The 14,697-nt window shown below is 72.5% G+C and carries 16 protein-coding genes; 12 read left to right on the forward strand and 4 right to left on the reverse strand.

Annotation, left to right across the window (positions count from 1 at the left end; translation table 11 throughout):
- Positions 1 to 102: 102 nt before the first annotated feature.
- The 4 genes from AC6JBM_RS06720 (at position 103) to AC6JBM_RS06735 (ending at position 4,640) form a co-directional block, all read left to right on the forward strand.
- Positions 103 to 2,895: a cellulose binding domain-containing protein gene (locus tag AC6JBM_RS06720; RefSeq protein WP_497982726.1), complete on the forward strand. Its 2,793-nt coding sequence runs from the start codon at positions 103 to 105 to the stop codon at positions 2,893 to 2,895.
- Positions 2,896 to 2,962: 67 nt separating this feature from the next.
- Positions 2,963 to 3,664: a peptidylprolyl isomerase gene (locus AC6JBM_RS06725; RefSeq protein ID WP_497982727.1), complete on the forward strand. Its 702-nt coding sequence runs from the start codon at positions 2,963 to 2,965 to the stop codon at positions 3,662 to 3,664.
- Between the two features lie 17 nt (positions 3,665 to 3,681).
- Positions 3,682 to 3,942 (forward strand): tyrosine-protein phosphatase, encoded by a 261-nt coding sequence (locus AC6JBM_RS06730; protein WP_497982728.1) that lies wholly within the window; start codon positions 3,682 to 3,684, stop codon positions 3,940 to 3,942.
- Positions 3,942 to 4,640 carry an HAD family hydrolase gene (locus AC6JBM_RS06735; protein ID WP_497982729.1) on the forward strand — a complete coding sequence of 233 codons (699 nt, stop codon included), beginning with the start codon at positions 3,942 to 3,944 and terminating at the stop codon, positions 4,638 to 4,640. The genes AC6JBM_RS06730 and AC6JBM_RS06735 overlap by 1 nt, the downstream gene beginning before the upstream one ends.
- On the opposite strand, the gene AC6JBM_RS06740 is transcribed toward AC6JBM_RS06735, so the two are convergent.
- Positions 4,614 to 5,513, reverse strand: coding sequence for a GIY-YIG nuclease family protein (locus tag AC6JBM_RS06740; RefSeq protein ID WP_497982730.1), 900 nt, complete (start codon positions 5,511 to 5,513; stop codon positions 4,614 to 4,616). The genes AC6JBM_RS06735 and AC6JBM_RS06740 overlap by 27 nt on opposite strands.
- Before the next feature lie 10 nt (positions 5,514 to 5,523).
- Between AC6JBM_RS06740 and AC6JBM_RS06745 the strand changes: the two genes are divergently transcribed.
- The 5 genes from AC6JBM_RS06745 to AC6JBM_RS06765 all read left to right on the forward strand — a co-directional run bounded on the left by AC6JBM_RS06745 (position 5,524) and on the right by AC6JBM_RS06765 (position 8,094).
- Positions 5,524 to 5,676 (forward strand): hypothetical protein, encoded by a 153-nt coding sequence (locus tag AC6JBM_RS06745; protein WP_497982731.1) that lies wholly within the window; start codon positions 5,524 to 5,526, stop codon positions 5,674 to 5,676.
- Positions 5,677 to 5,757: 81 nt separating this feature from the next.
- Positions 5,758 to 5,919, forward strand: a complete 162-nt coding sequence (locus AC6JBM_RS06750) for a hypothetical protein (protein WP_350613659.1) — start codon at positions 5,758 to 5,760, stop codon at positions 5,917 to 5,919.
- A 324-nt stretch (positions 5,920 to 6,243) separates the two neighbouring features.
- Positions 6,244 to 7,068 (forward strand): hypothetical protein, encoded by an 825-nt coding sequence (locus tag AC6JBM_RS06755; RefSeq protein ID WP_497982732.1) that lies wholly within the window; start codon positions 6,244 to 6,246, stop codon positions 7,066 to 7,068.
- Positions 7,069 to 7,073: 5 nt separating this feature from the next.
- Positions 7,074 to 7,469, forward strand: coding sequence for a GntR family transcriptional regulator (locus AC6JBM_RS06760; protein ID WP_497982733.1), 396 nt, complete (start codon positions 7,074 to 7,076; stop codon positions 7,467 to 7,469).
- Position 7,470: 1 nt separating this feature from the next.
- Positions 7,471 to 8,094 (forward strand): GOLPH3/VPS74 family protein, encoded by a 624-nt coding sequence (locus AC6JBM_RS06765; RefSeq protein WP_497982734.1) that lies wholly within the window; start codon positions 7,471 to 7,473, stop codon positions 8,092 to 8,094.
- 106 nt (positions 8,095 to 8,200) lie between these two features.
- On the opposite strand, the gene AC6JBM_RS06770 is transcribed toward AC6JBM_RS06765, so the two are convergent.
- The 3 genes from AC6JBM_RS06770 to AC6JBM_RS06780 form a co-directional block, all read right to left on the reverse strand.
- Positions 8,201 to 8,776, reverse strand: coding sequence for a hypothetical protein (locus AC6JBM_RS06770; protein WP_497982735.1), 576 nt, complete (start codon positions 8,774 to 8,776; stop codon positions 8,201 to 8,203).
- Between the two features lie 160 nt (positions 8,777 to 8,936).
- Complete coding sequence (locus AC6JBM_RS06775; protein ID WP_497982736.1) at positions 8,937 to 9,344, reverse strand: hypothetical protein; 408 nt, start codon at positions 9,342 to 9,344, stop codon at positions 8,937 to 8,939.
- A gap of 171 nt (positions 9,345 to 9,515) precedes the next feature.
- Positions 9,516 to 10,937 (reverse strand): WGR domain-containing protein, encoded by a 1,422-nt coding sequence (locus tag AC6JBM_RS06780; RefSeq protein WP_497982737.1) that lies wholly within the window; start codon positions 10,935 to 10,937, stop codon positions 9,516 to 9,518.
- Positions 10,938 to 11,121: 184 nt separating this feature from the next.
- Here AC6JBM_RS06780 and AC6JBM_RS06785 point away from each other — a divergent pair, with 184 nt between their 5' ends.
- From AC6JBM_RS06785 to AC6JBM_RS06795, 3 genes are read left to right on the forward strand one after another with little or no spacing between them, the layout of a single operon-like run.
- Positions 11,122 to 12,846, forward strand: a complete 1,725-nt coding sequence (locus tag AC6JBM_RS06785; RefSeq protein WP_497982738.1) for a GTP-binding protein — start codon at positions 11,122 to 11,124, stop codon at positions 12,844 to 12,846.
- A gap of 11 nt (positions 12,847 to 12,857) precedes the next feature.
- The gene (locus tag AC6JBM_RS06790; protein WP_497982739.1) at positions 12,858 to 13,775 is read left to right on the forward strand and encodes a DUF389 domain-containing protein; all 918 of its coding nucleotides are present in this window, start codon (positions 12,858 to 12,860) and stop codon (positions 13,773 to 13,775) included.
- Positions 13,768 to 14,697, forward strand: coding sequence for a small ribosomal subunit Rsm22 family protein (locus AC6JBM_RS06795; RefSeq protein WP_497982740.1), 930 nt, complete (start codon positions 13,768 to 13,770; stop codon positions 14,695 to 14,697). The genes AC6JBM_RS06790 and AC6JBM_RS06795 overlap by 8 nt, the downstream gene beginning before the upstream one ends.

Below are 14,697 nucleotides of genomic sequence, written 5' to 3' on the forward strand. Positions count from 1 at the left end.
AACCTAGCAACCCCGTGAGAGTTTCATTCTGTCGAAGCGCTGGACCAGCCCCCGACCTGGGGCGCGTTGACCCGGAAGAGTGGCGGATCCCACGATCCGCGCATGCCAATTGGACTCAACGGGACCAGACCGAAACGGATCGGCGCCGCGGCCGTGGCGGCCGTGGCGGTCGCGGCCATCGGCGTCGCCGTCCAGACCGCCGTGCGGCCCGCCGATGCCGCTGCCGCCGACCCGTACGCCTTCAAGAACGTGCAGATCGAGGGTGGCGGCTTCGTGCCGGGCATCATCTTCAACCAGTCGCAACAGGGCCTGGTCTACGCCCGCACCGACATCGGCGGGGCCTACCGGCTCGACACCTCCACCAACCGCTGGGTCCCGCTGCTCGACTGGGTCGGGCAGGACAACTGGGGCTACAACGGCGTCGTGAGCCTGGCCACCGACGCCGTCGACCCGAACAAGGTGTACGTGGCCGCCGGCATGTACACCAACTCCTGGGACCCGAACAACGGCGCGATCCTGCGCTCGTCCGACAAGGGCGCCACCTGGCAGACCACGCCGCTGCCGTTCAAGCTCGGCGGCAACATGCCCGGCCGCGGCCAGGGCGAGCGGCTCGCGATCGACCCGAACAAGAACTCGATCCTGTACCTCGGTGCGCCCAGCGGCAACGGCCTGTGGCGCAGCACCGACTCCGGCGTGACCTGGTCCAAGGTCACCGCGTTCCCGAACCCGGGCAACTACGCCCAGGACCCGGCCGACCCCAACGGCTACCTGACCGACAACCAGGGCATCGTCTGGGTCACGTTCGACAAGCGCACCGGTTCGGCCGGCAGCACCACGCAGACCATCTACGTCGGCGTGGCCGACAAGCAGAACACGGTGTACCGCAGCACCGACGGCGGCACCACGTGGTCCCGCCTGGCCGGGCAGCCGACCGGGTACATCGCGCACAAGGGCGTGCTGGACACCTCCGGCGGCTACCTGTACATCTCCACCTCCGACACCGGCGGCCCGTACGACGGGGCCAAGGGCGACGTGTGGAAGTACAACACCGCCACCGGTGCCTGGACGCAGATCAGCCCGATCCCGTCCAGCAGCAGCGACGACTACTTCGGCTACAGCGGCCTGACGATCGACCGCCAGCACCCGAACACGATCATGGTCGCCACCCAGGTGTCGTGGTGGCCGGACGCCATCTTCTTCCGCAGCACCGACGGCGGCGCGACCTGGACCCGGATCTGGGACTGGACGAGCTACCCGAACCGCAGCTTCCGGTACAAGATGGACATCACCCGGTCGCCGTGGCTCGACTTCGGCACCAACCCCCAGCCGCCGGAGGTCACGCCGAAGCTCGGCTGGATGAACGAGTCCGTCGAGATCGACCCGTTCAACTCCAACCGGTTCATGTACGGCACCGGCGCCACGATCTACGGCAGCACCGACCTCACCACCTGGGACACCGGCGGCCAGATCACCATCAAGCCGATGGCCCCGGGCCTGGAGGAGACCGCCGTGCTCGACCTGATCAGCCCGCCCACCGGCGCCCCGCTGATCTCGGCCCTCGGCGACATCGGCGGCTTCCGCCACACCAACCTCGACGCGGTGCCGGCGGCGATGTTCAAGCAGCCGACGTTCACCTCGACCACGAGCCTCGACTACGCCGAGCTCAACCCGAGCGTCATGGTGCGCGCGGGCAACTTCACCGACTCGGACCGGCCCAGCGACAGCCACGCCGCGTTCTCCACCGACGGCGGCGCGAACTGGTTCCAGGGCACCGAGCCGGGCGGCATCAACGAGGGCGGCACCATCGCGGCGAACGCCGACGGCTCCCGCTTCCTGTGGGCGCCGAAGAACAGCGCCGTGGTGTACTCCGTCGGCTACGGCAACAGCTGGACCCAGTCCACCGGCATCCCGCAGAACGCGATCGTCGAGTCCGACCGGGTCGACCCGAACACGTTCTACGGCTACTCCGGCGGCTCGTTCTACGTCAGCCACAACGGCGGCGCCAGCTTCACCACCGCCGCGACCGGCCTGCCCGCGACCGCCAAGTTCAAGGCCGTGGCCGGCGCGACCGGCGAGATCTGGCTGGCCGGGGACACCAGCGGGTTGTTCCGCTCGACCAACGGCGGCACGTCGTTCACCAAGCTCACCACGGCGACGGCGGCCCAGGCGGTCGGCTTCGGCAAGGCGGCGCCCGGCCGCACCAACCCGGCGGTGTTCATCGTCGGCCAGGTCGACGGCAAGAAGGGCGTCTTCCGCTCCGACGACGCCGGCGCCTCCTGGCTGCGGGTGAACGACGACCAGCACCAGTACGGCAACATCGGCGAGGCGATCACCGGCGACCCGCGGATCTTCGGCCGCGTGTACCTGGGCACGAACGGCCGCGGCATCATCTACGGCGACCGCACCGGCCCGCAGCCGTCCTACTCCGCGTCGCCGTCGGCGTCCGGCTCCCGCTCGCCGTCCGCGTCGGCCTCCCCGTCGCGCTCGGCGTCTGCCTCGGCCTCCGCGTCGCCGTCGCGCTCGGCGTCCGCCTCCGCCTCCCCGTCGGCCTCCTCGTCGGCCTCTGCCGGCGCGTGCAACGTCGCGTACAGCGTGACGGGCCAATGGGGCGGCGGCTTCCAGGCCGCGGTGAAGATCACCAACAACTCGTCCGCCGCCGTCAACGGCTGGACGCTGCAGTGGGCCTTCGCCAACGGCCAGACGATCACGCAGATCTGGGGCGGCGTGAACACGCAGTCCGGGGCGAACGTGACCGTCACCAACGCCGACTACACGAAGACCATCGCCGCCGGCGGCGGGTCGGTGGACTTCGGGTTCCTCGCGAGCTGGAACAACTCGGCGAACGCCAAGCCCACGGCGTTCACGCTCAACGGCACCACCTGCTCCGTGAGCTGATCGTCACATCGGACGCGCCGGTCTCCGTGCATGGAGACCGGCGCGGCCTTTCGCATAAGGTCACCTGGTGACTGTGCGCCGCCGAGCCGTGACCGTTGTCGCCGCCGCATCCCTGCTGCTCGCCGGGTGCGCCTCGAAGACCGTGACCTTCACGCCGGCCCAGGGCCGCGCGCTGTCCGCCGGGTCCCAGCCCGCGACCCGGGCCGGAACGTGCGTCTACTCGCCGGGAGACCCGAGCGCGACCGGCAAGGACGTCGGCACCCCGCCCGCCACCCCGAAGACCGGCCCGGCCACGATGCGCATCGCCACGAACCTCGGCACGATCGAGATCGCCCTCGACGGCGCCAAGGCACCCTGCGCGACCGGCAGCTTCGCCTACCTCGCGGGCAAGCACTACTTCGACGGCAGCAAGTGCCACCGGCTCACCACCGAGGGGATCTGGGTGCTGCAGTGCGGCGACCCGGCCGGCACCGGCGCCGGCGGCCCCGGCTATCAGTTCGCCGACGAGAACCTCGGCGCCCCCTACAAGCGCGGCACGGTCGCCATGGCCAACGCCGGGCCGGGCACCAACGGCAGCCAGTTCTTCTTCAACTACAAGGACAACGCGCAGATCCCGGCCTCGTACACGATGCTCGGCACCGTGACCAAGGGCATGGAGATCGTCGACCGGGTCGCCGCGGGCGGCATCGGGGTCGAGGACCCGGGCGCCGGCGGCGGGAAGCCCAAGACCGAGATCACGCTGCAGACGGTCACCGTCACCTATCAGTAGCGCCTAAGGTGGCGGCCATGCGCCTGCACTGGCCTGACTGCCGCAACGTCCGCGACCTCGGCGGGCTGCCCGCCGCGGGCGTGGCCGACGACGTGATCGCCGAGGACTACGCGTGCTCGGCGGTCTGCCGCGACCGGCCCGGCGAGGCGGACCCGGGCACGATCCTGGCCGCCCTCGAGCGCGTCGACGAGCTGCACGGGGGCGTGGACGCCTACCTCCTCGCCCACGGCCTCACCGGGCCGCGGCTCGACGCCCTCCGCGCCCGGCTGGTGGGCTGATGCGCGCGGTCGTCCTCGACTTCTTCGGCACGCTCACCGACCCCGGCATCGAGGCCGGCCGGCGCGACGCGGCCTATGTCACCGCGGCCGCGCTCGGGGTGCCGGCCGAGCCGTTCTGGACCGCGATGGGGACCTCGTTCACCGAGCGCGTCACGGGCCGTCACGGCGGCACCCGCTCGATCCTGGCCGAGATGGCCCGCCGCTGCGGCGCGGAGCCGGACGAGGCGAGCCTCGATGCGGCCGTCGAGGCCCATCACGCGGGTTCGGTACCGCTCTGGCGCCCCCGCCCCGGCGCGCTCGAGCTGCTCGCGGACCTGCGCCGGTGGGGGCTGCGCCTCGGGGTGCTCAGCGACTGCGGGGCCGAGCTGTGCCAGGGGTGGGCCGGGACGCCGTACGCGCCGCTCATCGACGCCACCGTGTTCTCGTGGGAGGAGGGCGCCCGCAAGCCGGAGCCGCGGCTGTACGCCACCATCGCGCGGCGGCTCGGCGTGGCGCCGGGGGAGTGCTGGTACGTCGGCGACGGCGGCAGCCGCGAGCTGCAGGGCGCCCGGGCGGCGGGCATGCGCCCGGTGCTCGTGACGAACGCGGGCTACCCGGGCGCGGCCGTGCACCGCGACGACCCGGACTCGTTCGTGCCCGCGGACACCGTCGAGGACCTCGAGGGCCTGCGGTCACTCGTGCTGCAGGCGGCTCGCTAGCTCGGCGGCCCGCTCGGCGAAGGCGCGCCACGGCGGCGGGGTCGCGGTGAGGTACTTGCGCGCCAGCACCGGCGTCGCCGGGCGCTGGGTCCACTCGTCGAGCCGCCCCTCCCGCACCCGGAACAGCACCAGGATCCCGTCGGCGAACCCGGCCGCGCGCAGCTCGGCGGGCTCCAGGGTCGCCGTGCGCTGCGGGCTGACGATCCAGTCCAGGGCCTCCAGCTCCTCGTGGATCTCGGCGGCCAGCTCGAACGAGAGGTTCGCCGACGCCTTCTCGCGCAGCGCGACGAGGTCGGCCCGCGCCCGGTCCAGCTCCGCCGGCTCGCGCTCGAGGATGGCGCGGATCGAGGCGGCCAGGGCGTCGCGGTCCCCGGGGGTCACGCCCCGGGCGGCCGCCATGTCCCGCTCCGCGCCGGTCAGCCGCGCCCCGGTGTAGGCCAGCGGCCGGATGCGGTGCAGCGCCGAGACGGCGTTGCGGGCTCGCGCGCCGCCGAGGTACGGGCCGAAGCAGCCGGGCCTCGGGGCGTACAGAATCCGCAGCCCCGGCGCGTGGAGACCGTCGTCGAGTCCGATGTGGACGGTGGACTCCTGCCCGTCGCGGGCCCGGTTCCAGCGCGGCTTGCGCCGGCGCAGCAGGTTGCGCTCCAGCCACGCGGCCTCGTGCACCGAGTCGCACACGACCGCCTCGACGGCCGCGACGAGCGGGACCATCCGGCGCAGGCGGGGCCGGTCGCGCAGGTCCGACCAGTAGGACGCCACCCGGGCGCGCAGCGACGTGGCCCGGCCGATGTAGAGCACCTTGCCGTCGGCGTCGCGGAAGCGGTACACGCCGGGCGCGGACGGCAGCCGGCGAACCACGGCGGGCATGGACATTCTCCGGAGTATGGTCGATATGCCGCTGCGCCGGTACTTCCGGGGCCCGCACGTGAGCTGGGCCCGGGCCGGCCGCGGCGAGTTCCCGTTCGACGGCACCTGGCAGGACTTCCGCCCCGATCCGTCCTGGCCCATGCCAAATCTCCCCCCGAATCTCCTGTAACGGCTGTTTCGGCCATCCTCGAGCCGCGATCGGGTTACTTTGATGGTCTCTGCACCATTGGTTGGCACGGGGCATAGGTCAATGACGCTCAAAAAGACTCTGCAGTTCGCCGCCGTCATCTTCCTCGTCTGGTTCGTGGCGTTCCGCCCGGACGCGGCCGCGAAGGTGGCGCGCGGCATCGGCGCGCTGATCGCCCAGCTGGGCACCGGCTTCGGCGACTTCTTCACGCGCGTGATCGGCTGACAATTCGCATTCCCCTCCCGACGCTTACCGCACACTCCGCCCGAGTCCCGCCCGCGCCGTCCGTCCCGAACCCGGGACGGACGCCGCACCCTGCCCCGGCGGGCGGCTCCCCGCCCAGCGCGGCGGCTGGTCCCGCCGCGCCCATTGACGGCAGCGCGATCCCGATGCGCGCTGCGGGCCCGATGCACGGCCGCTACGGGTACGCGCAGGACAGCCTCCCGCGAGATCGACGCCGCGGGCGCATCGGCGGCGCGACCCCGGGATTGACTTGTCGCAAATCTTGACTCACCATGTTGAGACAAGAGTTGAGACATCGGAGGCGTCGTGCCGAAAGAAACCTTGCCGGATGCCGGGCCGCCGGTGCCTCCGGCGGACCTTGAGCGGGCCGGTGCCTGGCTGGCCGGGCACGGCCTGGCCGGCGTCCGGCCGACACCGTTGCTGGCGACCCGGCTGGCGGTCCGGCGGCGTACCCGGCTGGCCGCTGCCGTCGTGCTGGCCGTGTTCATCATCGCGGTCGCCCTCACCTACACCGTCGGCATGGTTGACGGGTCCGGGGACCGGCGCTGGTCGCTGCTGGTGCTGAGCGCGCTGGTGATCGGGCTGGTGGTGGCCCAGTCGCTGCTGGACTGGTGGGTGCGGCGGGTCGACCGGCGCGCCGCCGCGGCGTTGCCGCGACGGGTGGCCTACCCGGTCCGGCTCGGCTGGCGTACCGTGCTCGGCTGGCCGCGCGCCGCGTTCGCGGCTACCACGTTCGCGGGCGCGACCGCGCTGGCGATCGGCACCCTGACACTGCACGACTCCACCGCGAGGTACGCGGCGGTCATCCTGCTCATCGGGCTGTGCGGGCTCGCGGCCGGCGTCGTCGTCCAGCTGCGCCATGTCCTGACGCACCCGGCCGTGGCCGACGACGAGGTCTCGCTGACCGCCGACGTCATGATGCGGGTCGACGACGCCCGGGCCGGCGCCGCGCCGAATGCGGTGTGGTCGGTGTGGTCGCTGCCGGTGGTGTCGGTGTTCAGTACCGCCTTCGGCTGGTGGAACGCCGCCTGGCTCGCCTTCATCGTCCTGAGCGTCATCGTGCAGGCCCTGATCGAGGCGCGGACCGAGCGGAGCGCCATGGTGGCGCGGCACGTCGTGAGCGCCCCGTGAACCGGATGATCGTCATCGACGCGGCCTCGCCCGTCCCGCCGTTCGAGCAGTTGCGTGCTCAGCTCGCCCGGCAGATCCAGGACCACACGCTCGCCGTGGGCAGCCGGCTCCCGACGATCCGTCGGCTGGCCGCGGACCTCGGCTTGGCCGTCAACACGGTCGGCCGGGCCTACCGGGAGCTGGAGGAGGCCGGGTTGATCGAGACCCGCGGATCAGCCGGCACGTTCGTGTCCGCGGCCGGCGAGCGGGGACGCGAACGCGCGAGCCGCGCCGCCGCCGAGTACGCCGCCGTCATCGCCAGCGTCGGCATCGACACCGGCGAGGCCGTCCGCATCGTCACAGCGGCGCTGACCCAGGGCATCGCGGTATCCCCCGCCATACGCGACCCGAAAGAAGCGTGACATGGCCGTCCCCCACAGCCTCCCCCAGCGCGTCTTCCTGCTGGCCTACGACCCGGACAAGGGCAGGGTCGGCCTGGGCGCCAACCTGGGCGCCATGCTGCGCGCCGCGGCCCTCGCCGACCTCTACCGGGCCGGCCACCTCACCGACGAACGCGGCCGCGCCGCCGTCGGCGTCCGGCACCCCTGCCGCGACCCCGTCCTCGACGCGATCCTCGAGGAGATCGCCGGCTCCAAGCCGTACACCTGGCAGTCCTGGATCGGCCACCGGCAGCGCGCCGCCGTCCGAGCGGTACGCCAGCAGCTCAACGATGGCGGCTGGGTCCATCTCCAGCCCCGCAAGGTTCTCGGGCTGTTCCCCACCATCGGGGTGACCATCCGCGACCCCGGTGCCCGCACAGAACTCCTCGGCCGGGTCGGCGCCGCACTGCACGAACCCATCGACGGCATCGATCCCGCCGACGCCGCCCTCGTGGCCATCCTTGCCGCCGGCGACCTCAGGCTCGTCCTCGACCGCAAGACCGAACGCGCCAGCAAGGAGCGCATCCGGGAACTCACCAGGCTGAGCGGACCGATCGGCCCCGCCCTGCACAACTCGATCCGGGCCGCCGCGGTCGGTGAGGTGTAGTCGTCACCGCGATGCTCGAAGCGACACGACCGACAGGCTCGACATCGCCGGGGTATCGGAACGCTGAACGCTCCGGCGAGGCGGACCTGGTTCCAGCGACGCTTGATCAGCAGTCTGACGCGCGGAGCATGTCAGAGATTCGGCGTAGCTCGTCGGACGGCGTTTGCCGGGCGGCCCAGTGCCGCGGGCAGGATTTGCGGTCGTTGACCCAGACGCCCTCGATCTCACGCCATTGCGCGGACCGGAACACCTCGTTGCCGGAGGCCAGGTCATCGGCGGCGGCACGAGCCACTGTGTCCGGGGCCGGCCTGCCGGTGACGAGTGCGATGGCCCACGCGAGCCAGTCGGCTGCCTCGTCGCCGGCGTCCGCGTCGCCCAGGATCGGGGTCAGCAGCAGCAGGCGCTGCGCGATCGTCGCCCGGTCCGGCGCAGCGGCCCGGGCGATGGTGCGCAGCTCCGGCCACCGCAGGCCGGGGCCGCTCCAACCCCCACCGATCATCGCAAGGATGACGCCGTGATCGGAGGGGGTCGCCAGCCAGAAGTCGGTCCAGCTCTCGTCGTCCGGCACCCACGCGCAGTCCGGACCGAGCATCCACAAACGCTCGGAGCAGTGCGCGATCACGATGACGCCCCCAGTCTGCAGCGGGACCGTGAACACCGGCCACGCGTCCTGCCGGCGCAACAGTTTCGATATTGCAGGTATCATCGGCTTCGACCGAGCGCCGGCATGGTCTGCCGGGGGCACGGAACGTGACCGTCGCAGGTGCGGCCATCGCGGGCCGCGAGCTGTAGCGGGCCCGCGCCGCGCTGCCGACCCGCCCGGCGCTACCTCAGCGGCTACATCAGGACACCTGATCACGGGCGTGGAGCGTATGAACGACTCGCGCCTCGTCGGGCCATGCACGAAGCGGGGTCTGGCCGTCGGTCTTGCTGACCGCCAGGACCGTTACCCGCGCGCACAGGACGAACCCGATCTCTGGCCGGGTCGACAGCGTCAGACTCAGGAACCGGTGTTGATGCTGCTCGGGTGTACCGGAGAAATCCAGGATGTCGTCGCGCGCCGGGCCGTCGGCCGGCCGCAGGATCAGCGGCTGGTAGGACGAGCGCAGCTTGACGGCGCGAACGTCCTCGAACAGGACGTTGAGATGCTCGGCGTCGGCGGCACCGGCGTGGGCGTGCAGCAGCAATTGTGAATGGCTGACGCCGTAGCGCCACACCCGGAATCGCCGGTCGAGCACGATCGGATCCATGCACCCGATCATCTCTCGTCGGGAGCAGCCTGACGGGGCCGTCGCGGCGAAACCAGCGACGACCCCGTGCCCGAACCAACGTCGAACCGCAACGGGCCGACGAACCGCCCCCGACGACGGCCCCGGGCCTGAGGGCGCACCGGCCCCCGGCCCCCGGAGGGAGGAGAGCGATCAGACCAGCTTCCGAATGTCCCCGTACGCCCGGTAGAAGCCGCCCCGGGCGGACTCGCGGATCGACGGCACCACGTAGCGGGCGCCCGGCTCGCGGATGCCCTTCGGGAACTGGACCTGCCAGTCCGAGTGGTAGCCCGCGGAGACGACGCGGATGCGCAGGCGCGAGCCCTCCTGCACGCACTCGACCACGACCCCGTCGGCCGGGTCGTGGGCGACCTCGACCGTGGTCGACGGGGCCACGCTCGTCATCGCCGCCGGTGCCTTCACGTCGACGAACTCGGGCACGACGCCCTGCTCCGCCGAGCGCACCGCGGCCTCGCTCGCGTCGATGCAGGCCAGCGAGCCGTCGGTCGTGACGATGTAGAGCTTCTCGTCGTGATACTGCATCGAATAGGCGCTGCCGCAGCCCGTGCCCAGCTTCCACAGCCGCGTCCCGTCGGCGGCGAAGCAGTAGACCGAGGAGCGGTAGTCGCCGGCGAAGACATAGCGGCCGTCGGGCGCCGTGGCGCAGGAGAAGATCGTGTCGTCGCAGCGGTAGGTGACGCCGGCGCGGCCGTCCTTGAAGAACTGCAGCACCGAGTTGGAGGACATGCCGGCGTAGACGGCGTCGGACTCCTGCCAGCCGAAGAGGACCGCGCCCGTCGTCGGCTGGTGCCACAGCTCGTCGCCGGTGCGCCAGTCGTAGCTGGTCACGCCGCGGCCGTGGCCGTGGTGCACGGCTTCGGCGTCGCAGCGCACCATCCAGCCGGCCGCGCCCCGGCCCTGGCGGCGCCACAGGAACTCGTCCTCGTGGTCGATGGTGCACACGCCGCCCTTGGCGTCGGACACGCCCAGGATGCCGTCGTGGATGTCGAGCCAGTAGATGTCGATGTCGGGCGCGATCGCGTAGGCCAGCCGCGGCACCTTGCCGGACAGGTCGTAGACGTTGCCGTCGTCGCAGCCGGCGTAGATCCAGGCGTCGTCGGCGACGATGCACTTCACGCCGTCGGGCAGCTGGAACTGCCGCTGGACGGTGGCGTCGTGCTGCAGGACGGTGATCGTGCCCTTCTCGTTGCCGACCATGCACACGTCGTCGTCGATGAAGATGCCGAAGGCAGGCGCGCCCGAGCGGTATTTCCACAGCACCGGCGCGGTCTTCGCGGTGGAGCGCTGCGACACGATCACGCGCCGGGTCACCGACCGCGGCGCGCGCTGGCCCGGCACCGCGGGCGCGTAGCCCTTGCGGACCTTCTCGCCGATCTTCTTGGCCGCGTCCGCCTTCGCCTTCGCCTCGTCGGCGTAGGTCTTCGTCTGCGTCTGCCCGGCGTCGCCGATGCGCCCGTAGCGGACCTGCATCTGTGTGCCGTCGACGGTGACCTCGTAGAACTTGTGCGCGCTCCCGGAGTCCTCGGACAGTTCCAGATAGGTCGTCTGCGGCATCGGCCCGAGCCTTTCTCACGTGTGAGGGGGTCGGCGACAGCGTAGCGACGCGGTACGACAAAAAATCGCGTGCCTCGGCCGGTACAGTGGAAACGCCAGGTCATCAGGGATCGAGGAGGAAACATGCGCGCACGTGTCACGTCCCGGCCGCTGTCCACCTCGCCCGTGAAGGACCTGACACGTCTTGAGCATCCTCAATCTCGGCATCGTCGCGCACGTCGACGCCGGTAAGACCAGCCTCACCGAGCGCCTCCTGTTCGACGCCGGCGTGATCGACCGCCTCGGCAGCGTCGACGCCGGCAGCACGCAGACCGACTCGCTCGACCAGGAGCGCCGCCGCGGCATCACGATCAAGACCGCCGTCGCCACGTTCGGTATCGGCGCGCTCACCGTGAACCTCATCGACACGCCGGGTCACCCCGACTTCATCGCCGAGGTGGAGCGGGCGCTGCGCGTGCTCGACGGCGCCGTGCTCGTCGTCTCCGCGGTCGAGGGGGTGCAGGCCCAGACCCGGGTGCTGCTGCGCACCCTGCGCCGCCTGCGCGTGCCGACGCTCGTGTTCGTCAACAAGATCGACCGCGCCGGCGCCGACCCCGACCGCGTGATCGGGCAGATCGCCGGCGCGGTCCCGATGTGGCGCGAGCACGAGGAGCGGCTGGCCGAGGCGGACGACGAGGCGCTGGCCGCCTATCTGCACGACCGGAAGATCGACGTCGGCCGGCTCACCGCGCAGGCCCGGGTCATGCCGGCGTACCAGGGCTCGGCCATCACGGGAGCGGGCATCGAGCGGCTCACCGGGGCGATCGCGGAGCACCTGCCGAAGGCCCCGCAGGACGCGGGCGCCCCGCTGCGGGCCACCGTGTTCAAGATCGACCGGGATCGCGCCGTCTACGTGCGCGTGCACGCCGGCACGCTGCGGGTCAGGGACCGGATCGGCGACGAGAAGGTCACCGCGATCGACGGCCGCGACCGGCTCGGCCCGGGCGAGATCGGCCGCGTCCACGGCCTGCGCCGCGTCCGGCTGGGCGACACCATCGGCGGGGGAGAGGCGCACCCGGCCCAGGTCTTCGCCCCGCCCACGCTGGAGGCGACGGTCGAGCCGGACGACCCCGGCCGCCGGCGGGACCTGCACCGCGCCCTGCAGCAGCTCGCCGGCCAGGACCCGCTCATCGACCTGCGCCTCGACGAGGAGCGCGGCGAGCTCAAGGTGTCGCTGTACGGCGAGGTCCAGCGCGAGGTCATCCGTGACACGCTCGCCGAGGACTTCGGGCTGGCGGTCGGCTTCGGCGAGACCGTCACGCTGCACCTGGAGCGCCCGCGCGGCCGGGGCCGCGCCGGGGTCGTCCGCGGGCGCGACGGCAATCCCTTCCCGGCGACGCTGGAGCTGCTCGTGGAGCCGGGCGAGGGCCTGCAGGTCGCGATCGCGGTGCCGGTCGAGCACGTGCCGATGTACGTGTACAAAACCCTCCAGCACTTCCAGGAGGCGATCGAGCGCTATGTCCGCGACGCCTTCGCCCGCGGCGGCCGGCACGGCTGGGACGTCGGCGACGTGCGGGTGACGGTCACGCGGTGCGGGTACCAGGCCCCGAACACCACCGCCGCCGACTTCCGCAAGCTCGTCCCCCAGCTGCTCACCCGGGCCCTGGCCGAGGCCGGGACGGTGGTCTGCGAGCCGGTGCACCGCTTCGCGATCGAGGGCCCGGCGAACGCGCTCACGGCCACCCTCGCCGCGCTGCCCCGCTTCGGCGCGGTGCCCGAGGCGCCGGAGGCGGGCCCGGCCCGGTTCACCGCCGCGGGCACGATCCCGGCGGCGCGCCTGGCGGAGCTGGAGCGGGCCCTGCCGGGGCTCACGCACGGGGAGGGCACCGTGGAGGCGGGCTTCGACGGGTGGCGTCCGGTGGCGGGCTGAATAATGGTCCGGTGCTGCATCTGAGGGTCATCAGCCCGCCGGACGAGACCGAGCGGGTCGTCGGGCTGCTCACGGCCGAGGCCGGGGCCACGAACGTCGTCGTGCTCGCCGGGGCGGCCCGCGAACCGGCCGGCGACCTCGTGCTCGCCGACGTGGTGCGCGAGGCCGGCAGCCCGGTGCTCGAGGCGTTGCGCGGGCTCGGGCTGCACGAGCGCGGCTCGATCGCCATCGAGACCGTCGACGTGGCGCTGTCCCGCGGCGCGCGGATGGCCGCCGCGGCCGCGCCCGGGCTCGCCGGCGACGCCGTCGTGTGGGACGAGATCGAGCAGAAGACCGGCGCCGAGACCGAGCTGTCCGGCACGTTCCTGGCGATGCTCGCGATCGCGACCGTCATCGCCGGCATCGGGGTGATGCTGGACCAGCCGATCCTCATCGTCGGGGCGATGGTCGTCGGGCCCGAGTTCGGCCCGCTCGCCGCGCTCTGCGTGGGGATCGTGCGCCGCCGCGGCCGCTCGGTGCGCCGGGCGCTGCTCGCCCTCGGGATCGGCTTCCCCCTCGGCATCGTGGTGACGATCCTGACCACGCTGGGGCTGGACGCGCTCGGCCTCGTCGACAAGGGGATGCTGCTGCGGGACCGGCCGCTGACCGACTTCATCTGGCGGCCCGACGCGCTGTCCTGGGTCGTCGGGTTCTTCGCCGGGATCGCCGGGATGCTGTCGCTGACCTCGGCCAAGGCCGGGCCGCTCATCGGGGTGCTCATCTCGGTCACGACGGTGCCGGCGGCGGCGAACATCGCGGTCGCGCTCGCCTACGGGATCCCGAACGAGGCGGGCGGCTCCGCGCTGCAGCTGCTGATCAACCTGGCCGCGATCGTCACCGCCGGGGTGGCGACGCTGCTCGTGCTGCGGAGCCTGTGGCGCCGTGCCTGACCTCCGCGAGGCGCTCGACGCGCTGCTGCAGGACGTGCCCCCGGCCCGGCTCACCGAGTCGGTGCGGCGGCTCATCGAGGACTATCGCAGCGGCCGGCCCGCCGGCGAGCCGCTGATCCGCACCATGGTCGACGCGACCGCCTACGCCGCGTACCGCATGCCGGCCACGCACGCCGCGGTCAGCGCCGCGCTCGCCCAGCTGCCGCCGATCGAGCCGCGGTCCCACACCGACCTCGGCGGCGGTACCGGTGCGGCGGCCTGGGCGGTCCGCGACGCCTACGGCCCCATCCCGGCCACGGTGCTGGACCAGGTGCCGGAGGCGCTGAGGCTCGGCGCCCGCATCGCCCGCGACCAGGACTTCCAGTGGCAGCCGTGGCAGCTCGGGGAGCCGGTGCCCGCCGCCGGCCTGGTGACCGCCTCCTACGTGCTCACCGAGCTGGACGAGGAGGACCAGCGCACGCTCGTGGCCCAGGCGGCCGCGGCGGCGACGACGGCCGTGGTGCTCGTCGAGCCGGGGACGCCGCCGGGGTACCGCCGGATGCTCGCCGCCCGCGACCAGCTGATCGAGGCCGGGTGGCACATCGCCGCCCCCTGCCCGCACCAGCTGGCGTGCGGGATGACGGGCAAGGACTGGTGCCACTTCGCCGCCCGGGTCAACCGCTCGGCGCTGCACCGGCGGCTCAAGGACGCCAGCCTCGGGTACGAGGACGAGAAGTACAGCTTCGTGGCGGCCCTCAAGGCCCCGGCGGGAGCGCCCGGCCGCGTCGTGCGGCACCCGGCGTTCCGCAAGGGGCTCGTCACCCTCCAGGTGTGCCGGCCCGACACGAGTGTCGGGCCGGTCCTGGTGTCCAAGCGGGAGGGTCCGCTGTACAAGGCGGCCAGGGACGCCGGATGGGGCGATCCCTGGCCTCCCGCCGGCTGA

This window comes from Dactylosporangium thailandense, assembly GCF_059739745.1.